Genomic DNA, 20018 nt, shown 5'->3' on the forward strand with positions numbered 1-20018 from the left:
CCAAGCCGGGTGCATGTAACGGGAAGGCCCCGCCCGTTCCCTCGATGTGCGGGGATCGGGCGGGGCCTTCCGGGTCGTACCGTGTCACGGAGTCCGTCAGGACTTGCTGTCCTCGAGGACCGCGACGTTGTGCTTGTGGCTGCCGGGGCCGACATGGGCTTCGGCGCGCATGCGCTCGACCATGTGCGGGTAGTGCAGCTCGAACGCCGGACGCTCCGACCGGATCCGGGGCAGTTCGGTGAAGTTGTGCCGCGGCGGCGGGCAACTGGTGGCCCACTCGAGGGAGTTGCCGTAGCCCCACGGATCGTCGACGGTGACGACCTGGCCGTAGCGGTAGCTCTTGAACACGTTCCACAGGAACGGCAGCGTCGACGCACCGAGGATGAACGAGCCGATCGTCGAGAACGTGTTCAGGAACGTGAACCCGTCGGACGGCAGGTAGTCGGCGTAGCGGCGGGGCATGCCCTCGTTGCCGAGCCAGTGCTGGACGAGGAACGTGGCGTGGAAGCCGACGAACGTGCTCCAGAAGTGCCACTTGCCGAGACGCTCGTCCATCATCCGGCCCGTCATCTTCGGGAACCAGAAGTAGATGCCGGCGTACGTGGCGAACACGATGGTGCCGAACAGCACGTAGTGGAAGTGCGCGATGACGAAGTACGAGTCGGTGACGTGGAAGTCGATCGGCGGGCTCGCGAGGAGCACGCCCGACAGGCCACCGAAGAGGAAGGTCACCAGGAAGCCGACCGAGAACAGCATCGGCGACTCGAACGTCAGCTGCCCCTTCCACATGGTGCCGATCCAGTTGAAGAACTTCACACCGGTCGGGACCGCGATGAGGAACGTCATGAAGGAGAAGAACGGCAGCAGCACGGCGCCGGTGGCGTACATGTGGTGCGCCCACACGGCGATCGACAGTGCGCCGATGCCCATGGTGGCGTAGACCAGGCCGCTGTAACCGAAGATCGGCTTACGCGAGAAGACCGGGAAGATCTCCGAGACGATACCGAAGAACGGCAGCGCGATGATGTACACCTCGGGGTGACCGAAGAACCAGAACAGGTGCTGCCACAGCAGGACGCCACCGGTGGCCGGGTCGAAGATGTGGCCACCGAGGTGACGGTCGACGAACAGGCCCATGAAGGCGGCCGTCAGGATCGGGAACGCGAGCAGCACCAGGATGCTGGTGATCAGGATGTTCCACGTGAAGATGGACATCCGGAACATCGTCATACCGGGTGCGCGCAGGCACACGATGGTGGTGATGAAGTTGACGCCACCGAGGATGGTGCCGAGGCCGGCGACGGCGAGACCCATGATCCACAGGTCGGCGCCCATGCCCGGCGAGTGCACGGCACTCGTCAGTGGAGTGTAGGCGGTCCAGCCGAAGTCGGCGGCACCGCCGGGGGTGATGAAGCCGGCCGTGGTGATCAGGGCGCCGAACAGGTACAGCCAGTAGCTGAACGCGTTCAGACGCGGGAACGCCACGTCGGGGGCACCGATCTGCAGCGGGACGATGTAGTTGGCGAAGCCGAACACGACCGGGGTCGCGTACAGCAGCAGCATGATCGTGCCGTGCATCGTGAACAGCTGGTTGAACTGCTCGTTCGACAGGAACTGCAGACCCGGGACCGCGAGTTCGGTACGCATCAGCAGTGCCATGAGGCCACCGATGAGGAAGAACGCGAACGAGGTCACCAGGTACATGATCCCGAGCACCTTGGGATCAGTGGTCGTCACCATCTTGTGGATGAACGAGCCCTTCGGTCCCTGCCGCGGCGGGTACGGCCTCGCGGTTATCTCTGGGACTGGCTGGGGCGCTACGGCAGTCACTGATCCTCCTGAATGTGCCCTTGGTCGCTCCGCAGGCTCGCTCCGAACCCCCGGCCTCGTGCTCGAGGCAGGTGTTCTCCGGCTTGCGCTCATCGAATCGTAGACGGTGCTTTCGTGCCCGGTTGACCGGGTCCTACTCCCTGTCGTACTCGGGCACTTCCGCCTCCGGCCCGTAGAGCCTCGAGCAGGACTTTAGTCCCCGGTCCGTCGCACACCCGACATGCTGCCGCGTGTCGGGTGGCACGAACCCCGCGATCGGACGGATTCTCGAGTCCGCCTCGAGCGGCGGCATCCACCGATTTCGCCACGGCACACTGTTAAGGTCTTCCTTACTAACCCAAGCCTCACCTTATTCGTATGGGAGTTGCGCTCGTGTCCACACAGTCCCGTCGCGCACCGACCGCCGTCGCCGCCGCCACTGCAGGGACAACGGGCGCCACCGCCTCCGGGTTCCCGCGGACCTCCCAGACCACCTCGACGACCCCACGAAGGTCTTCGAGGTGGATCCGCACAACGGCTAGCCTGGATCGGCCCGCCTGCAGGAGCTCGTCGAACAGGAAATCGCCGTGATACCCAGTTCCCCGTCCGTTCGCCTCGCCCGTCGCGCAACCGTTGCCGCGGCCGCGGCCGCACTGGCCGTCGCGGGTCTCGCCGGATGCAGTGACACCTCCGACGACGACGCGTCGACGATCGTGCGGAAGACCACCGCGATCGCGGGCGCCGGGGTCGTCACCGTCGAGCGGGACACCAGTGGTGCGTGCGCGGCACCGACCCCGGCCGACCCGGGCGTGCCGGACCCGCAGCGGATCGTCGTCCTCGACAGCGCCGCACTGGATGCGGTGTGCGCGCTCGGGATGTGGGACCGGGTCGTCGGCGCGACGGTGTCGCCGGTCGACGGCGGACGACCGTCGTACCTGGGTGCCGGGATCGCAGCGCTTCCCGACATCGGCCCCGAGGGCGCACCGGACGTCGACCGGATCACCGCGGCCGCACCCGATCTCGTCCTGGCATCCGCTCCCCTGTCGGCCGACCTCGCCGACCGAGTGATCGCCGCAGTCCCGACCGGGACTCTCCACGACGGCCGGTTCGGCTGGATCTCGGCGTCCGGCGACGATCCGTCCTCGTGGGAGTACCGGTTCCGGGTCGCCGGTGCGGCACTGGGTCGTTCGGGTGCCGCCCGGCAGGCACTCGACGACTACACCGCCGACGCGGCCCGTACCGGGGATGAACTCGGCGCACGGTTGACGCAGACGTCGGTGATCCGGTTCGGCGCCGACGCGGCCACGATCGAAGGACCCGGGTCGTTCGCGGGGCGGGTCCTCGCCGACATCGGCGTCGCACGCCCGCAGACCCAGCGGATCGAGACGGCCACTGCGCCGGTCGACGATCTCGCCGCGGCCGACGGCGATCTGATCTACGTCGGCTTCGACGGACCCGCCGGCCTCGCGCACGGCACCGGCGTCCTCGAATCCGATGCGTGGCTCGATCTCGGAGCCGCTACCGACCACCGAGTTTTCGCGGTCGACGACGAGGTGTGGAACGCCGGCAACGGCATCGTCGCCGCCCGTGCCGTCATCACCGATGTGAGGAGTTCTCTGAATGGTTACGCCCCGTAGGACCCGAGGATTCGCCCGCGGCGCCGTCGCGGCCGCCGCGACCGTGATCGCGTGCGCCGCCCCCGCCACCGCGCAGGCCGCCACCCCGTCGGGCCCGTCGATCACGGTGTTCGCCGCGGACGGTGTCACCCCGCTCGGTGACACCGCCGTGCACGAGGGCGACCGTATCGTGGTGCGCGGCACCGGTTTCGACCCGAACGCCAACACCGGCGGCCTGCCGGTCCCGGTGCCGCCGGGCGTCCCGCACGGCACGTTCGTCTCGTTCGGCGCGTTCACCGACGACTGGCGACCGTCTCAGGGTTCGCCCGCGGATTCCCGTGTCGGACAGCAGCGTTCGGCGACAGCATGGGTGATGTCCGAGGACGCCCTGAACCGGGTCCCGGACGTGCCGTTCGATTTCCGTCGCACCATCCGCCAGCAGTGGGTGCCGCTCGGCGGTGACGGCTCGTTCACCGCGACCCTCACCGTCAAGAAGCCGGCGACCGTGCCCGTGGGCGCCGAGTACGGCGTCTACACCTACGCCGCCGCCGACGCCGTCAACGCCGCCGAGGAACTCGCGGTCCCGGTCGCCTTCGATCCGACGCCCGGCCCGAACGCGCCCGTCGCACCGTCGCAGGACCTGGTGTGGGGTCTGGCACCCGGATACACCGATCTGGTGAAGAACGCGACGCAGGGTTCGGTCACCGGTTCCGACGGCGCCACGGTCCGCAGTGACGGCCGGTTGACGTTCGCGCTCGACGGTTCCGACGTCGACCCGGCCACCGGCCTGGGCACCGTCCGCTACCGCGGCACCGTCGTGTCGTTCACCCGGTTCCATCTCGCCGAGATCGCACTCGCGAACCCGTGGATCGAATTCACCCCGCAGGGCACGTTCCTGTCCGCGGAGACGTCCGACGGCAACATGGTCGGCACCGACGCCATGAGCCGGATCCGGTTCGCGCAGTTGGACACTCGTCCCGGATCGCACGACGTGACCGACGCCCCGGCCCGGTTCCTGTTCCCGCTGCAGCCGTCGATCCTGCTCCCCTACTCGGGCCAGCAGGCCGCACCGGTGACGTTCCGGTACTGACCGTCCGACATCGCTACCGTCCCGGCCACCCCTCGGCGGCCGGGACGTCGGCGTCGGCGATCGCCGCCACCAGCTGAGCGTGATCGCGGTCGTTCTGGTCGGCGTACGCGAACGCGAACCCGGCCAGCGCCTCCTGCGCCCGGTCCGAGGCGCCCAGGTAGTCGTCGATCGCGGCCGGGTCGCCGCTGCGCGCGTGCGCGCGGGCCAGCACGTGCCCGCAGGCCGACGCGAACTGCGGCAGCCGTCCCGCGATCATGTCCCCGGTGGGGATGACCTTGCCGTCCCGGAACTGGCGGACGTAGAAGTCGCGTCCCGAGATCGACGTCCAGCCGACGAACATGTCGGTGGCGCTCTGGATCATGCGCTGCCCCTGCACCACCCGCGCCCCGTGGTTGCCGTAGGTGCTCGCGCCGACGAACTGCTCGTACACCGACGGGCCGGCCTGCTTGACCTGGAGGAACAGTGGATCGCCGGTCCGGCGTTCCTCGAACAACGCCAGGTACACGCGCATTCCGACGCTGCCGACGCCCACCACCTGCTGCACGGCGTCGACGAGGTCGAACCGGGTGAGCAGGTTCGCGACGTGGTCGGGCACCGACTCGTGGTACTGCCCGATGATCGCGTCGAGTTCCGCACCACCGCCCTCGAGCACGTGGGTGCGGTACGGCGGTTCCTCCACGATCCCGGTGCGGCCGTCGACCATCCGCACCAGTTTCTTCGCGGCGCCGCGGTTCGTCCGCTTGACCGCGAGCTTCTCGACCATCCGGTCGAGCCGGTGCTCGTCGTCGGCCGCGGTGTACGCGATCAGCTGTCCCGTGTCGATCCGGTCGTACCAGATGTCGAGTTCGGGCCGGGTCGCGTAGGTGCCGATCCACTCCCGGTAGCCGCGGAACCCGGCTCGCACCGCCTCCGCGGCCCGGCCCGCGGGCAGCCCGTTCGCCCGCGCCAGCACCACCAGGCTCGTCAGGAACCGTTTGACGTCCCACTCGAACGGGCCGGGCAGCGTCTCGTCGAAGTCCCGTAGGTCGAACACCAAGTTGCGTTCCGGGGTGTTCCACAGGCCGAAGTTCAGGACATGGGCGTCCCCGCACAGCTGCACGTCGATCCCGGTGTGCGGTGTCGACGCGAGATCCGCCGCCATCACCGCGGCGGCGCCCCGGTAGTACGTCCACGGCGACGCCGCCATCCGGCCGTGCCGCAACGCCAGCAACTGCTGGTCACGGATCGCGTTCTGCGCCAGGATCGTCCGCAACGCGTCGTGGCCGCGAGTGGACGGCACCCACTCCCCCAGTGCGCGCCGCGGCACGATCTTGCGACGGGACCGCCCGCCGTCTCCGTTCGACGACACCGCGCCCGTCTCGGCCTGCTGCACAGTCATGCGGCGATTATGTACCTCACCGACACCGATCCGTGCCCGGCGGTACCGTCGTCGGCGTGCCGATCCCCGAGTTCCTCACCGCACTGCGCGCCCACGTCGGGCACGCGCCCCTGTGGCTGCCCGGCGTGAGTGCCGTCGTCGTCGACGACACCGGCCGGGTGCTGCTGACCCGGCGCGCCGACAACGGCCTGTGGGCGGTGGTGTCGGGGATCCTCGAACCCGGCGAGGAACCCGGCCCTGCCGTACTGCGGGAGATCCGTGAGGAAACCGGGATCGAGGCCGAACTGGTGAGGATCACCAGCGTCGATACCGCCGGCCCCATCACCTACCCCAACGGGGACGTCGCGAGTTATCTCGACGTGTGCTTCCTCGCCCGCGCCGTGTCCGGTGAGGCTCATGTCGCCGACGACGAGAACCTCGAAGTCCGCTGGTTCACCCCCGGCACCCTGCCGACGGACCTCACCGACTCGTCGAAGAACCGGCTCGCGGCCGCCCTCCGCGGCGACGAACGGGCGTGGTTCGTGCGGGGGTGAAACTGCTTGTGGCCGAATGTCACATCGGTTCAGTTCGACTGAACGTGTGTGACATTCGGCCACAAAGGGGTTCGCGAGGAGACTAGAAGTCCCAGTCCTCGTCCTCGGTGTTGACGGCCTTGCCGATGACGTAGCTCGAGCCCGACCCGGAGAAGAAGTCGTGGTTCTCGTCGGCGTTCGGGGACAGCGCCGACAGGATCGCCGGGTTGACGTCCGTCTCGTCCTTCGGGAACAGGCCCTCGTAGCCGAGGTTCATCAGCGCCTTGTTGGCGTTGTAGCGCAGGAACTTCTTGACGTCCTCGGTGAGCCCGACCTCGTCGTACAGGTCCTGCGTGTACTCGACCTCGTTGTCGTACAGCTCGAACAGAAGCTCGAACGTGTAGTTCTTGAGTTCCTCACGCTCGGCCTGGGTGACCTGCTCGAGTCCGCGCTGGTACTTGTAGCCGATGTAGTAGCCGTGCACGGCCTCGTCACGGATGATGAGGCGGATCATGTCGGCCGTGTTGGTGAGCTTGGCCCGACTCGACCAGTACATGGGCAGGTAGAAGCCGGAGTAGAACAGGAACGACTCGAGCAGCGTGGACGCCACCTTGCGCTTGAGCGGGTCGTCACCCTTGTAGTAGTCGAGGATGATCTGCGCCTTGCGCTGCAGGTTCGGGTTCTCCTCCGACCAGCGGAACGCGTCGTCGATCTCCCGGGTGGTACACAGCGTGGAGAAGATCTGCGAGTAGCTCTTCGCGTGCACCGACTCCATGAACGCGATGTTGGTGAGCACCGCCTCCTCGTGCGGGGTCACCGCATCCGGGATGAGGCTCACCGCACCGACCGTGCCCTGGATCGTGTCGAGCAACGTCAGACCGGTGAACACCCGCATCGTGAGCTGCTGCTCACCCGGCGTCAACGTCCCCCACGACTGGATGTCGTTGGACACCGGCACCTTCTCCGGCAACCAGAAGTTGCCGGTGAGACGGTCCCACACCTCCGAGTCCTTCTCGTCCGGAACGCGGTTCCAGTTGATCGCCGAGACGCGGTCGATCAGCTTGATGCGCGTGCCGTCGGCCGGCGAATGCGCGTGGGATGCGGAGGTCATCGTTCTTCCCTGTTCGAGTGTCGGTGCAGGACTGGAGAATCGGCGGTCACAACATGCAGGAAACGCAGTTTTCCACCTCGGTCCCCTCGAGCGCCATCTGCCGCAGACGGATGTAGTACAGCGTCTTGATGCCCTTGCGCCACGCGTAGATCTGCGCGCGGTTGACGTCGCGGGTGGTGGCGGTGTCCTTGAAGAACAGGGTCAGCGACAGGCCCTGGTCGACGTGCTGGGTGGCGGCGGCGTAGGTGTCGATGATCTTCTCGTACCCGATCTCGTACGCGTCCTGGTAGTACTCCAGGTTGTCGTTCGTCAGGTACGGCGCCGGGTAGTAGACGCGTCCGATCTTGCCTTCCTTGCGGATCTCGATCTTCGCGGCCACCGGGTGGATGGAACTGGTGGAGTTGTTGATGTACGAGATCGAGCCGGTCGGCGGGACGGCCTGCAGGTTCTGGTTGTAGATGCCGTACTGCTGCACCGACGCCTTCAGCTCACGCCAGTCGCCCTGGGTGGGGATGTGCACGCCGGCGTCCGCGAACAGCTGACGGACCCGTTCGGTGGCCGGCTCCCACACCTGGTCGGTGTACTTGTCGAAGTACTCGCCGGACGCGTACTTCGACTCCGGGAAGCCCGCGAAGGAGGTGCCGCGTTCCTTCGCGATCAGGTTCGACGCCCGGACCGCGTGGTAGACGACGGTGTAGAAGTAGATGTTCGTGAAGTCGATGCCCTCGTCGGAGCCGTAGAAGATCCGCTCCCGCGCAAGGTACCCGTGCAGGTTCATCTGCCCCAGGCCGATCGCATGCCCCTCGTCGTTGGCCCGCTTGATCGACGGCACCGAGTCGATCGCCGTCTGATCGGCGACCGCGGTCAGCGCCCGGATCGACGTCTCGATGGTCTGCGCGAAGTCCGGCGAGTCCATCGTCTTGGCGATGTTGAGGGAGCCGAGGTTGCACGAGATGTCCTTGCCGATGTGGCTGTAGGACAGGTCGTCGTTGAACGTCGACGGCGTCGACACCTGCAGGATCTCCGAGCACAGGTTCGAGTGGGTGACCTTGCCGGCAATCGGGTTGGCCCGGTTCACCGTGTCCTCGAACATGATGTACGGGTAGCCGGACTCGAACTGCAGTTCGGCGAGCGTCTGGAAGAACTCGCGCGCCTTGATCTTCGACTTGCGGATCCGCTTGTCGTCGACCATCTCGTGGTACTTCTCGGTGACGTTGACGTCCGCGAACGGCACACCGTAGATGCGTTCGACGTCGTACGGCGAGAACAGGTACATGTCCTCGTTCTTCTTGGCGAGCTCGAACGTGATGTCCGGGATCACCACACCGAGCGACAGTGTCTTGATGCGGATCTTCTCGTCCGCGTTCTCCCGCTTGGTGTCGAGGAAGCGGTAGATGTCCGGGTGGTGCGCGTGCAGGTAGACGGCACCGGCACCCTGGCGGGCACCGAGCTGGTTGGCGTACGAGAACGAATCCTCGAGCAGCTTCATGATCGGGATGACACCCGAGGACTGGTTCTCGATCTTCTTGATCGGCGCACCGTGCTCACGAACGTTGCTGAGCAGCAACGCAACTCCGCCGCCGCGCTTGGACAGCTGCAGCGCCGAGTTGATCGACCGGCCGATCGACTCCATGTTGTCCTCGATGCGCAGCAGGAAGCACGACACGGGCTCGCCGCGCTGCTTCTTGCCGGAGTTGAGGAACGTCGGGGTGGCCGGCTGGAAGCGTCCGGAGATGATCTCGTCGACGAGGTGCTCGGCCAGCGCCTCGTCGCCGGCGGCGAGGGTCAGCGCGACCATACAGACGCGGTCCTCGAACCGCTCGAGGTAGCGCTTTCCGTCGAACGTCTTGAGCGTGTAGGAGGTGTAGTACTTGAAGGCACCCAGGAACGTGGGGAACCGGAACTTGTGCGCGTACGCCCGGTCGATCAGCGACTTCACGAACTCCCGCGAGTACTGGTCGAGGACCTCGGCCTCGTAGTAGTTCTCCTCGACCAGATAGTCGAGCTTCTCGTCCAGATTGTGGAAGAAGACGGTGTTCTGGTTGACGTGCTGCAGGAAGTACTGGCGGGCCGCCGCGACGTCCTTGTCGAACTGGATCTCGCCGTTCGGACCGTACAGGTTCAGCATCGCGTTGAGCGCGTGGTAGTCCATGTCGCCCACCGCGGCGCGCTCTACACTCCCAGCCGGGGCTGAATCTGTGATGGTCGGTGCCACTGTTCACTCTCCATGAATTGTGCGAGGCCCTCGCGCACGGCGACGACGTCCTCGGCTGTTCCCATTAGTTCGAAGCGGTACAGGTACGGAACCTGACACTTCTGCGAAATCACGTTCCCGGCGTAGCAGTACGACTCGCCGAAGTTTGTGTTTCCGGCCGCGATCACGCCCCGAATAAGGGCACGATTGCTCGGATTGTTGAGGAATCGGATGACCTGCTTCGGCACGTAGCTCGTGTCGCGCCCCGTGGCCGTCGTCCCGCCCCCGTAGGTGGGAAGAATCAGGACATACGGCTCATCGACCTCGAGGGTGCCCTCGCGGTCGTGAATCGGGATGCGCGTGACGGGGACGCCGAGTCGCTGAACGAATCGGTGCGTGTTCTCCGACACGCTGGAGAAGTACACCAGCGATGTCATCGATTCTCACCTGTTCCAGTCGAGCGTTGTCCGGCCACCCCGCGGCGAGTGCCGCGCCGCGTCAGGCCGCGTTTGCGGCGAGGGTCTTGATGCGGTCCGGACGGAAGCCCGCCCAGTGGTCGTCACCGGCCACCACGACGGGCGCCTGAAGGTATCCGAGGGCCATCACGTAGTCCCGCGCCTCCGGGTTCTCGGAGATGTCGACGACGTCGTACTCGAGCCCCTCCTTGTCGAGGGCGCGGTAGGTGGCATTGCACTGAACGCAGGCGGGCTTGGTGTAGACGGTGATGCTCATTTCGGTCCCTCTTTCCCACGGCCTGACGAGCCTGGCAAACGTCGGTGATGCAGTCTTCGCGCCGAGGTCGAGACGAACTCCGCGACCCGGAACCCGCCGGGTTCCCGATGCGCCCTCTCGGCTGTGTAGACACTACACCTTGTGGCCGACAGTTCGGTACAACGCGAGATCTTGTGAGTCACACCCGTGGAATTCCCCGGAATTCCCCAGGCTCCATCCCCAGGGAGTAGATGGATCCGGCGTGTCGCACACCGCCGAGCGGGGGTCCGGATCCGGACGTTCCGGCAGGTGGCGCGGCCTGATCCCGGCCGCATCGCACACCACCTCTCCCCCACCTGACGCAGTGCCACGCGAGACGGCCACGCGACACGCCGACATCCCGGGACCACACCTCCCCCGAAGGGTGCTCGCACGCACCTCCCCGCCGGCAAACGACACGCTGGCCGACGACACGCCGACACCGTGGACGAATCCGCACGACGACGCGTCGAACACCCCGAACGCGGCGTTAACCGTGAAGTAACCGACTGTCGACAGCGTCACAATCGACCCCCGCATGCGAAGGTGTCACCCGTGCCCGTAGACCACTACCTCTTCGCGCCCGTCACACGCGTCGCACGCATCACGCCGAACATGCAGCGGATCACCCTGTCCGGCGGCGACCTCGACCACTTCCGATCCAGCGGCGACCCCGACGAACGCCTCCTCGTGATGTTCCCCACCGACGGCCCCGAACCCGGGCTGCGCAGCTACACCGTCCGACACTGGAACCCCGCAACCACCGAAATGGACATCGACTTCGCCGTCCACGACGGCGGCGCCGCCGTGCACTGGGCACTACACGCGACACCCGGTGACATCCTCGGCGTGACCTCCGCATCCGGCTGGTACCACCCGCCCGCCGACACCGCCTGGCAGCTGCTGATCGCCGACATGACCGCCCTCCCCGCCGTCGGACGCATCCTCGAGGAACTCACGCCCGGCACCCGCGTCCACGTCGTCGCCGAAATCACCGACCCCCTCGACGAACAGCACATCGACACATCCGGCGACGTCACCTGGACCTGGCTGCACGGCACCGGCAACGGCATCGGCCCCAGCGCCCTCGCCGCCACCGTCCGCGCCTGGACGCCCCCCGACGGCCCCGGCTACGTGTGGTTCGCCGGCGAAGCCGGACTGTCCCGCATCGTGCGCCGCCGACTCCGCCACGACCTCGACTTCCCCGCCGACCGCTACGACGTCATCGGCTACTGGCGCGCCGACAAGGACACCTGGACCGCCCGCTACGAACAGGTCCGCGACCGCATCGAAGCCGCCCAGGCCGCGGCACTGGCATCCGACGCCGACTTCGAAACCGTCCGCGACGCCGTCGACGAGGCCATGGAACGCGCGGGGCTGTAGGGGCTCGGCTCCCCCACCCCCGAAACAGCTGAAGGGCCCCTTCCGTCGCCTGAGGCGAACAAAGGGTCCCTTCAGCTGAACGGGCGGGAGGCCGAAATGTCAGGCGTCGACGAGTTCGGTGGCGGCGACGAGGGTGGCGAGCAGTTCCGCGATCTGGCCGGCGATCTCGGCGTTGTCGCGCGGGTGGGCCTCGCCGAACTTGGTGATGGTGGAGCCGATGGACAGTTCGGCGTCGACGAGCTTGCCGCCGGCGATGCCGAGGGCCTTGCGGGTGTCGTCGTGGGCCCACTTGGCGCCGTTGGGGCTCGGGGAGGCGCTGACGACGGCGACGGGCTTGTCCTTGACTGCGCCGGCGCCGTAGGGGCGGGAGATCCAGTCGATGGCGTTCTTGAGGACGGCGGGAATGGTGCCGTTGTACTCGGGGGTGACGAGCAGGAGTGCGTCGGCCTGGGCGGCGGCCGCGCGCAGTTCGTCGACGCCGGCGATGGTGGCGCCGGGGACGTCGATGTCCTCGTTGTAGAAGGGCAGGTCGCCGAGGCCTTCGAAGAGGGTGACCGAGGTGCCGTCGGCGGCGACGGACACGGCGGTCTCGGCGAGCTGACGGTTGACGGATCCGGTGCGGAGGCTGCCGACGAGGGCGAGGACGCGGGTCTGCGACATGGCGAAATTTCCTTCGATGGTGCGGTAGTTGACGCTGCAACAGGTATACCAGCACAAACGGACCGTGGTCCACTTATGTTCCCGTTGGGCTACGATGCGTGGCGTGAACAGCCCACTTCTCCCGCTGGTGGACGGCGAGATCCCCGAGCGATGTGACGCTGCCCGCAATCGGATACTGCTCCTCGACGCGGCGGCCGCTCTGATCGCCGAACACGGCGCCGACGCGGTCACGACGGAGGCCGTCGCCGCCCGTGCCGGGGTCGGCAAGGGCACGGTGTTCCGCCGGTTCGGCAGCCGATCCGGGCTGATGAACGCGCTGCTCGACCACACCGAGCGTGAACTCCAGGACGCGTTCATGTTCGGCCCGCCGCCGCTGGGTCCGGGAGCGGACCCGATCGCCCGGCTCGTCGCGTTCGGGCGGGCCCGCCTGGACATGGTGACCGTCCAGGGCGATGTCCTGCGCGCAGCGGAGAACTCCCCCGAGTTCCGGTACGGCGCGCCCGCGCGGGCGGTGAGCCTGCACCACGTCACGATGCTGCTCACCGAAGTCGGTGTCGGCGGTGACGTCGAACTGCTCGCGGTCTCCCTGCTCGCCCCGCTCGAGGCGACGCTGGTGCTGCACCTGATCCGGGCCCGCGGGATCTCGCACGACCGGATCGCCGACAGTTGGGAAGACTTGGCGCGCAGGGTCACCCGAACGGCCCCGACCGGCGGTTAGGGTGTGCGCATGCGCACACCACTGGTTGCCCTCGCCCTGATGTCCGTCGCCGCCCTGACCGGATGCGGCAGCTCCGACGGCTCCGACGCCACCGGGACGTCGGAGACGACCGCTGCGACGACGACGGCCTCGCCGGCGGACGCACTGTGGGGCCGGACGTTCCTGTCGACGTCGGTGACCGGCACCGCGATCCCCGGCGGTGGGCCGTTCGAGGTCGCGTTCCCCGAACGGGACCGGATCGCGATGAGCGCGGGCTGCAACCGCGGGGTCGGCAGCGTCGACCTGTCCGGGGGCACCGTGAAGGCCGGCCCGATCGCGACCACCATGATGGCGTGCCCCGGTGACGTCGCGGCCGCCGACACGTGGATGGCCGACGTGTTCGCCGCGACACCGGCGTGGACCCTCACGAACGACGTGCTCACACTGTCGTCGCCCGGTGTCACGATCGAACTCGCCGACAAGAAGACCACCGACCCGGACCGGCCCGTCATCGGCACCACGTGGACGGTCGACACCCTGATCTCCGCGGACGCGATCATGTCGTCGCAGGCGATCGAGACCGCGGCCGCGACCCTGACGATCGGCCAGGACGGTCAGGTCTCGGGTTCGAGCGGCTGCAACCGGTTCTCCGGTCCGGTCACCGTCGGCGACAGCACCATCACGTTCGGCCCGCTGGCGTCCACGAAGATGGCGTGCGCGGACGAGGCCGTCGCCGAGGTGGAGCGGTCGGTGCTGCACGTCCTCGACGGGGAGGTCACCTACGCGGTCGACGGCCCGACGATGCGCCTGACGAAGGCCGACGGCACCGGCCTGGGGCTGCGCGCCCGGTAGTCACAGCGCCCGAGCCAGCCAGTCCGCGAGCACCCGGGCACTGGCGTCGATCTGCGCGGGCCAGTCCATCGCGGTGTCGTCGGCGTGGTCGCTGACGTGCTTGACGAGCCGGCAGCGGGCACCGAACCGCTCGCACGCGGACGCCACCGCGAACCCCTCCATGTCGACCAGGTCGGCGCGGGCGGCGAGCGCGTCGCGGACGGCGGCGTCGGAGACGAACGCGTCCCCCGTCGCCAGCACCGAACCGTCGCCGCCGTCCAGGTCGATCACGTCGTGCACTCGGTGCCCGAGCGAGCGCAGCACCTCGGCGCTGATGTCGTGGTTGATCGCCGTCGACGGTACGTACAGGCCACTGTGGTGGGTGTGCAGGCCGCCGGCGGTGCCGATGTTGACCACGAGCGGCATCCGGCCGGCCGGATACCGCGCGAGCGTCGCGGAGACGGCGACGGCCGCGGCGACCTTGCCGATGCCGGTGACGACGACGTCGAAGCCGTCCGGGACGTGCGCGGCCTCCTCCGTGGTGGCACTGACCACGAGGATTCCGGTGCTGCCCATGACGATCTCCCTCTGCTCGGCGGCGGCGCCCGGACGGTCGCCGCGCCCCCATCCTGCCGGGTGGCCGCTACAGTGCCTCCATGGCGATCACGCGGGCACAGATCATCGGGGAACTGCAGGTCCGGTCGACGATCGATCCGGCCGACGAGATCCGGCGCCGTGTGCAGTTCCTCGCCGACTACCTGACGTCCACGCCGGCACGGGGTTTCGTGCTCGGTATCAGCGGCGGACAGGACAGCACCCTGGCCGGACGGTTGACGCAGCTGGCGGCCGAACAGTTGCGGGCCGAGGGGGTCGACGCCGAGTTCGTGGCGGTGCGGCTGCCGTACGGCGTGCAGGTCGACGAGGACGACGCGCAGACGGCGCTGACGTTCGTCGCGCCGGACCGGTCGTTGACGGTCGACGTCCGCCCGGGTGCGGACGCGACGATCGCGGAGGCGTCCGCGGCGATGCGGGAACTGCTCGGCGACGGGGAGCGGTTGCGGGACTTCGTGCGCGGCAACGTCAAAGCCCGCGAACGCATGATGATCCAGTACGCGATCGCCGGGGAACTCGGCTACCTGGTGGTCGGCACCGATCACGCCGCCGAGGCGCTGACCGGCTTCTACACCAAGTTCGGTGACGGCGGTGTCGACGTCACCCCGCTCACCGGGCTCACCAAACGGCAGGGGGCGGCGCTGCTGCGCGAGCTCGGCGCCCCGGACAGTACGTGGCGCAAGGTACCGACCGCGGATCTCGAGGACGACCGGCCGTCACTGCCCGACGAGGTGGCGCTCGGGGTCACCTACCAGCAGATCGACGACTTCCTCGAGGGCGCCGATGTGCCCGAGGCGGTCGCCGACCGGCTGACCCGGATGTTCACGAACACCCGGCACAAGCGGACCGTGCCGGTGACCCCGTCCGACACCTGGTGGCGGGACTGATCCGGGAGGAACCGTGACGACGTATCCGGTGGCCGGCGGCACCGGGACCGCGGGGCGGGCCGTGGTCACCGAACTGGTGCGACGCGGCGAGACGGTGCGGGTCCTCAGCCGCCGGCCCGGCGCGCAGGACGGCGCCGTCCGGGTGACCGGCGATCTGGTGCGCGGCACCGGCCTGGCCGCTGCCCTCGCCGGGGTGGACGTCGTGATCGGCACGACGGACGGCAAGACCCGCAGTGCCCGAAGGGTTCTCGATACCGGCACCGCGAATCTTCTGGCGGCGGCCCGGAGATCCTCACGATGCGCGACATGGCGGTCGCATGGAAGGCCGCGACCGGGGCGCGGGGCCGGGTGAGGAACCTCCGGATGCCCGGCTCGACGGGCTCCTTCCTGCATGACGGCGGAAACCTGGTGCCGGACAACAGATTCGGCACCATCACGTTCGAGAAGTGGCTGGCCCGGCAGCGCTGAGCGTCAGCCGCCCGCGAACGGCGGCAGCACGTCCACCTGGCCCCCGACCGGGCGGTCGAGGTCACGGGTCAGTTCGGAGTCCACGAGATATGCGGACACCGCGAGGATCTGCGCCATGCGCGCGCCGTACCGGTCGGCGAGCAGCGTCCGCAGCCCCGCGAGGTCGGTGCCGGCCGCGATCTCGACCGTCTCGTCGGTGCACCCCGCCGCTTCCGCGGCCGCCGCGAAATACCGCACCTGCACCTGCACGTCAGCCACCGATCGCCCCCATACTGCGTTGCGGCGGAACGAATCCGGCCGCATTGATACCGTGCCCGGCCCACTTGTCCCACATCGCGGCCCGCCAGCGTTCCGCGATCGTCTCGTCGTCGACGCCGGCCCGCAACGCATCCCGCAGATCGACCTCCCGGTCGCTGAACAGACACGACCGGACGGTGCCCTCCGCAGTGAGCCGGGTGCGGTCGCAGTCCGCGCAGAACGACCGGGTCACCGACGCGATGATCCCGACCGTGGCGGGGCCGCCGTCGACGAGCCATTCCTCGGCCGGGGCGGACGGGTCCTCCCGGCCGGCCTCCCGCAGGTCGAACCGCGCCCCGAGCACCTCCAGCAGCGCCTGCGCGTCGACCATGTTCTCGCGCGCCCACTCGTGATCCGCGTCGAGCGGCATCTGCTCGATGAACCGCAGCGCGCACCCCGCGTCCAGGCACCACTGCAGCAGGTCGGCGGCGCCGTCGAGGGTCTCGGCCATGAGCACCGCGTTGATCTTCAGCGGGGCCAGGCCCGCCGCCTGCGCCGCCCGGATTCCCGCGAGCACCGATGCCAGCCGGTCCCGGCGGGTCAGTTCCGCGAAGTGTGCGCGGTCGATCGTGTCCAACGAGACGTTGATCCGGGTCAGCCCGGCCCGGGCCAGGACGTCGGCGCGGTGTTCGAGACCGACCGCGTTGGTCGTCATCGACAGCGGGGTTCCCGGCACGGCGGCCGCACAGCCCGCCACGATCTCCTCGAGATCGCGCCGCATGAGCGGTTCCCCACCGGTGAACCGCACCTCGGCGATACCGAGCCGCTCGACACCGATCCGGACCAGTCGGATCACCTCGTCGGCGGTGAGCAACTGCCGCGCCGGGATCGGCGGCAACCCCTCCGCCGGCATGCAGTACGTGCAGCGCAGCGAACACTTCTCGGTGAGCGACACCCGCAGGTCGCGGGCGACACGCCCGAAGCGGTCCACCAGCCCGGGCACGTCCGGCCGGTCGGCGGTCGACGGCAGCGGGTCGTGCACGGCCGGCAGACCCAGGTCCACCCGGCCCCGTGTGCGCTGCGCCGTCGTCATGGCACCAGTATGCCGCCGGTCACCGCCGCGCGCGGGGCAGGCTGCCTAGGATGGGCAACCATGGCACACACGCAGCGGCACACCGGTCCCGCCCGCTCCGTCGAGGACCACGCCGCCGAGGTGTCCGACCTGCTCGCACCGCTGCTGACCCGGCCCGCCGAGACCGTCGCGGTCGCCGACGCGCTCGGCCGGATCCTGGCGTCGGACATCGTCTCCCCCGTCGACCTGCCGCTGTTCCGGAACTCGCAGATGGACGGCTTCGCGGTCGACGCCGCCTCGGTCGCGGCGGTCCCGGTCACACTGCCGATCGTGGCGACCGTGGCGGCCGGTCCCGCCGAACCCGCCCCGCACGTCCCCGGTACGGCAGTCCGGATCATGACCGGCGCCGTCCTCCCCGACGGCACGGAAGCCGTTGTGCCGGTGGAGGACACCACGGCGTCCGGGGACTCGGTGACGGTGCTCCGGCCGCGTGGTGCCGGCGAGTTCGTGCGGGACCGCGGCAGCGACGTCCGCGCCGGAACACCACTGCTGCCCACCGGGACCCGGCTCGAACCGCGGCACCTGAGCGTCCTCGCCGCGGTCGGACTGGCGGACGTACCGGTCCGGACCCGGCCGCGGGTCGCGGTCCTGACGACCGGCGCCGAACTCGTCGACGCGGGCACCGTCCCCGGGCCGGGACAGATCTTCGACTCCAACGGCACCGCGCTGGCCGCGTCGCTGCGGGCGAACGGCGCCGACGTCGTGTCCGTCGCCCGCAGCAGCGACGACCCGGACGCCTTCCGCGGCGCGCTGGACCGCGCGGTGGCCGCCGCCGAACTGGTGATCACCTCCGGTGGGGTGTCGATGGGCGACTTCGAAGTGGTCAAGGACGTCCTGTCCGGACTGGGCGCCCGGTTCGGGAAGGTCGCGATGCAGCCCGGCGGGCCGCAGGGCCTGGCCGTGATCGACGGGGTGCCGGTGCTGACGTTCCCCGGCAACCCGGTGTCGACGCTGGTGTCGTTCGAGGTGTTCGTGCGCCCGCTGCTGCGCCGCGCCGCCGGTCTGCCCCCGATCCCCACCGGGACCGCCGTCCTCGACCACGCGCTCACCTCGATTCCCGGTCGACGGCAACTGCTGCGCGGACGCCGCACCGGCACGGGCGTCGACACCGTGTCGGGGCCCGGGTCACATCTGGTGGCGGCGTTCGCGTGGGCCGACGTGCTGATCGACATTCCCGCCGACGTCACCTCCCTGGCGGCGGGCGAACGAGTGAAGGTGTGGAGCCTGTGACGACCGATTCGAACGCACTGAGTCACCTCGACGGCGAGGGCCGGGCCCGCATGGTGGACGTGAGCGCCAAGGCCGAGACCGCCCGGATCGCCGTCGCCGCCGGGGAACTGGTCACCACCGCCGAGGTGATCGCGCTGGTGCGCGCCGACGACATGCCGAAGGCGGACGTGCTGGCCACCGCCCGCATCGCGGGCATCGCGGGGGCGAAGAAGACGTCCGAGCTGATCCCGCTGTGCCACCAGCTCGCGCTGTCGTCGGTGAAGGTCGAGTTCGGGTTCACCGACACGTCGATCACGATCGAGGCGACCGCGAAGACCACCGGGCAGACCGGCGTCGAGATGGAGGCGCTCACCGCCGTCGCCGTCGCGGGGCTCACCCTGCACGACATGGTCAAGGCCGTCGACCCGGCCGCCACCCTCGACGGGGTGCGACTGCTCGCCAAGGAGGGCGGCAAGCGGGGTGTCTGGCGGCGTGACAGGGAAACCCCGGAAACCCCGTCGACGGTCACCCCCGTGCGCTCCGGGGCGGCGACGGTCCTGGTCGCGTCGACCGGTGGCGCGCGCGGCACCCGCGAGGACACCACCGGTCCGGCGATCGCCGAGTGGCTCACCGCCCGCGGGCACACCGTGCGCGGCCCCCTCGTCTACGCCGACGCCGACATCGCGGCCGGCCTGGCCGACGCCCTGTCCGACGCCCCCGCCCTGGTGATCAGCACCGGCGGGACGGGCGCCTCCCCCACCGACGCGACCCCGGAGGCCACCCGCGCCGTGCTGGACCGCGAGCTTCCCGGTATCGCCGAGGAGATGCGGCGCCGCGGCACGAAGGTGACCCCGCACGCGACACTCAGCCGCGGTCTGGTCGGGCTGGCCGGCCGCACCCTGATCGTGAACCTGCCGGGGTCGCCGGGCGGGGTGAAGGACGGGCTCGCGGTGCTCGAACCGATCCTCGACCACCTGCTCGCACAGGTCGCCGGTGGCGGTGCCCACGATGCGTGAACTGCTCGCCGAGATCTCGGCCGACCCGCTCGACCCGGCCGCCGTCGACGCCGCCGTCGCCGGCCCCGAGCACGGGGCGGTGGTGCTGTTCACCGGTGTCGTCCGCGACCACGACGGCGGCCGCTCGGTATCGGCGCTCGAGTATCAGGCGCATCCGGACGCGCAACGGTTCCTGCGGCAGTGCTGCGACCAGGTGTCCGCGCGCACCGGACTGCCGGTCGCAGCCGTCCACCGTGTCGGTTCGCTCACCATCGGGGATCTCGCGTTGGTCGCGGCGGCCGCCGCACCGCACCGGGCGGAAGCGTTCGCGGCGTGCGCGGACCTGGTCGAACGGATCAAGGCAGAGGTGCCGATCTGGAAGCGGCAGCGGTTCGCCGACGGCACCCCGGACGGCACCTCCGAGTGGGTCGGATTGTGAACGCCGGT

The 20018-nt window shown here is 69.1% G+C and carries 21 protein-coding genes; 11 read left to right on the top strand and 10 right to left on the bottom strand.

Features of this window, described 5'->3' with window-relative positions:
- Window positions 1-96: 96 nt before the first annotated feature.
- Window positions 97-1830, bottom strand: a complete 1734-nt coding sequence (gene ctaD / locus E0497_RS08405; protein ID WP_137724340.1) for an aa3-type cytochrome oxidase subunit I — start codon at window positions 1828-1830, stop codon at window positions 97-99.
- Between the two features lie 569 nt (window positions 1831-2399).
- On the opposite strand from ctaD, the gene E0497_RS08410 reads away from it, so the two are divergent.
- Both E0497_RS08410 and E0497_RS08415 read left to right on the top strand, forming a co-directional pair.
- Entirely contained in the window at window positions 2400-3446 is a 1047-nt protein-coding gene (locus E0497_RS08410; protein WP_137724423.1) for an ABC transporter substrate-binding protein, read from the top strand.
- On the top strand, window positions 3430-4515 hold the full coding sequence (locus tag E0497_RS08415) for an HtaA domain-containing protein (RefSeq protein WP_137724341.1): 1086 nt from the start codon (window positions 3430-3432) through the stop codon (window positions 4513-4515). The genes E0497_RS08410 and E0497_RS08415 overlap by 17 nt, the downstream gene beginning before the upstream one ends.
- A 13-nt stretch (window positions 4516-4528) precedes the next feature.
- Here the strand turns inward: E0497_RS08415 and E0497_RS08420 are convergent, their stop codons facing one another.
- Entirely contained in the window at window positions 4529-5893 is a 1365-nt protein-coding gene (locus tag E0497_RS08420) for a DUF2252 domain-containing protein (RefSeq protein ID WP_137724342.1), read from the bottom strand.
- Window positions 5894-5949: 56 nt separating this feature from the next.
- On the opposite strand from E0497_RS08420, the gene E0497_RS08425 reads away from it, so the two are divergent.
- Complete coding sequence (locus tag E0497_RS08425; protein ID WP_137724343.1) at window positions 5950-6426, top strand: NUDIX hydrolase; 477 nt, start codon at window positions 5950-5952, stop codon at window positions 6424-6426.
- A gap of 82 nt (window positions 6427-6508) precedes the next feature.
- Here E0497_RS08425 and nrdF read toward each other — a convergent pair whose 3' ends face one another.
- The 4 genes from nrdF to E0497_RS08445 all read right to left on the bottom strand — a co-directional run bounded on the left by nrdF (window position 6509) and on the right by E0497_RS08445 (window position 10442).
- Window positions 6509-7516 (bottom strand): class 1b ribonucleoside-diphosphate reductase subunit beta, encoded by a 1008-nt coding sequence (nrdF, locus tag E0497_RS08430; protein WP_137724344.1) that lies wholly within the window; start codon window positions 7514-7516, stop codon window positions 6509-6511.
- A 46-nt stretch (window positions 7517-7562) separates the two neighbouring features.
- Window positions 7563-9731 (bottom strand): class 1b ribonucleoside-diphosphate reductase subunit alpha, encoded by a 2169-nt coding sequence (gene nrdE, locus E0497_RS08435; protein ID WP_137724345.1) that lies wholly within the window; start codon window positions 9729-9731, stop codon window positions 7563-7565.
- Window positions 9689-10147 carry a class Ib ribonucleoside-diphosphate reductase assembly flavoprotein NrdI gene (gene nrdI, locus E0497_RS08440; RefSeq protein WP_137724346.1) on the bottom strand — a complete coding sequence of 153 codons (459 nt, stop codon included), beginning with the start codon at window positions 10145-10147 and terminating at the stop codon, window positions 9689-9691. Before nrdI ends, nrdE begins: the two co-directional genes overlap by 43 nt.
- Window positions 10148-10208: 61 nt before the next feature.
- Window positions 10209-10442, bottom strand: a complete 234-nt coding sequence (locus tag E0497_RS08445) for a redoxin NrdH (RefSeq protein ID WP_137724347.1) — start codon at window positions 10440-10442, stop codon at window positions 10209-10211.
- A 573-nt stretch (window positions 10443-11015) separates the two neighbouring features.
- Between E0497_RS08445 and E0497_RS08450 the strand changes: the two genes are divergently transcribed.
- A complete protein-coding gene (locus E0497_RS08450; protein WP_241665791.1) occupies window positions 11016-11843 on the top strand; it encodes a siderophore-interacting protein in 828 nt (275 codons plus the stop codon).
- Window positions 11844-11942: 99 nt separating this feature from the next.
- Here the strand turns inward: E0497_RS08450 and E0497_RS08455 are convergent, their stop codons facing one another.
- Window positions 11943-12503 carry an NAD(P)H-dependent oxidoreductase gene (locus tag E0497_RS08455; protein WP_137724349.1) on the bottom strand — a complete coding sequence of 187 codons (561 nt, stop codon included), beginning with the start codon at window positions 12501-12503 and terminating at the stop codon, window positions 11943-11945.
- Window positions 12504-12597: 94 nt separating this feature from the next.
- Here E0497_RS08455 and E0497_RS08460 point away from each other — a divergent pair, with 94 nt between their 5' ends.
- Window positions 12598-13221 (top strand): TetR/AcrR family transcriptional regulator, encoded by a 624-nt coding sequence (locus tag E0497_RS08460; protein ID WP_170312910.1) that lies wholly within the window; start codon window positions 12598-12600, stop codon window positions 13219-13221.
- Between the two features lie 9 nt (window positions 13222-13230).
- On the top strand, window positions 13231-14052 hold the full coding sequence (locus E0497_RS08465) for an META domain-containing protein (protein ID WP_137724351.1): 822 nt from the start codon (window positions 13231-13233) through the stop codon (window positions 14050-14052).
- On the opposite strand, the gene E0497_RS08470 is transcribed toward E0497_RS08465, so the two are convergent.
- On the bottom strand, window positions 14053-14607 hold the full coding sequence (locus tag E0497_RS08470; RefSeq protein WP_137724352.1) for a nucleosidase: 555 nt from the start codon (window positions 14605-14607) through the stop codon (window positions 14053-14055).
- An 80-nt stretch (window positions 14608-14687) separates the two neighbouring features.
- On the opposite strand from E0497_RS08470, the gene nadE reads away from it, so the two are divergent.
- Together nadE and E0497_RS08480 are read left to right on the top strand one after the other, a co-directional pair.
- The gene (gene nadE / locus E0497_RS08475) at window positions 14688-15530 is read left to right on the top strand and encodes an ammonia-dependent NAD(+) synthetase (protein ID WP_137724353.1); all 843 of its coding nucleotides are present in this window, start codon (window positions 14688-14690) and stop codon (window positions 15528-15530) included.
- Window positions 15531-15543: 13 nt separating this feature from the next.
- Window positions 15544-15882: an SDR family oxidoreductase gene (locus E0497_RS08480; RefSeq protein ID WP_241665792.1), complete on the top strand. Its 339-nt coding sequence runs from the start codon at window positions 15544-15546 to the stop codon at window positions 15880-15882.
- Between the two features lie 119 nt (window positions 15883-16001).
- Here E0497_RS08480 and E0497_RS08485 read toward each other — a convergent pair whose 3' ends face one another.
- Together E0497_RS08485 and moaA are read right to left on the bottom strand one after the other, a co-directional pair.
- Window positions 16002-16256, bottom strand: coding sequence for a MoaD/ThiS family protein (locus E0497_RS08485; protein WP_137724354.1), 255 nt, complete (start codon window positions 16254-16256; stop codon window positions 16002-16004).
- Entirely contained in the window at window positions 16249-17328 is a 1080-nt protein-coding gene (gene moaA, locus E0497_RS08490) for a GTP 3',8-cyclase MoaA (RefSeq protein WP_137724355.1), read from the bottom strand. The genes E0497_RS08485 and moaA overlap by 8 nt, the downstream gene beginning before the upstream one ends.
- Before the next feature lie 60 nt (window positions 17329-17388).
- Here moaA and E0497_RS08495 point away from each other — a divergent pair, with 60 nt between their 5' ends.
- The 3 genes from E0497_RS08495 to E0497_RS08505 are packed head-to-tail and all read left to right on the top strand — an operon-like array spanning window position 17389 to window position 20010.
- A complete protein-coding gene (locus E0497_RS08495) occupies window positions 17389-18597 on the top strand; it encodes a molybdopterin molybdotransferase MoeA (protein ID WP_137724356.1) in 1209 nt (402 codons plus the stop codon).
- Entirely contained in the window at window positions 18594-19592 is a 999-nt protein-coding gene (gene moaCB, locus E0497_RS08500) for a bifunctional molybdenum cofactor biosynthesis protein MoaC/MoaB (protein WP_137724357.1), read from the top strand. Before E0497_RS08495 ends, moaCB begins: the two co-directional genes overlap by 4 nt.
- Entirely contained in the window at window positions 19585-20010 is a 426-nt protein-coding gene (locus tag E0497_RS08505) for a molybdenum cofactor biosynthesis protein MoaE (RefSeq protein ID WP_137724424.1), read from the top strand. The genes moaCB and E0497_RS08505 overlap by 8 nt, the downstream gene beginning before the upstream one ends.
- Window positions 20011-20018: the final 8 nt, after the last annotated feature.

Source organism: Prescottella subtropica (assembly GCF_005434945.1).
In the GTDB taxonomy this organism is placed as follows: Bacteria; Actinomycetota; Actinomycetes; order Mycobacteriales; family Mycobacteriaceae; genus Prescottella; species Prescottella subtropica.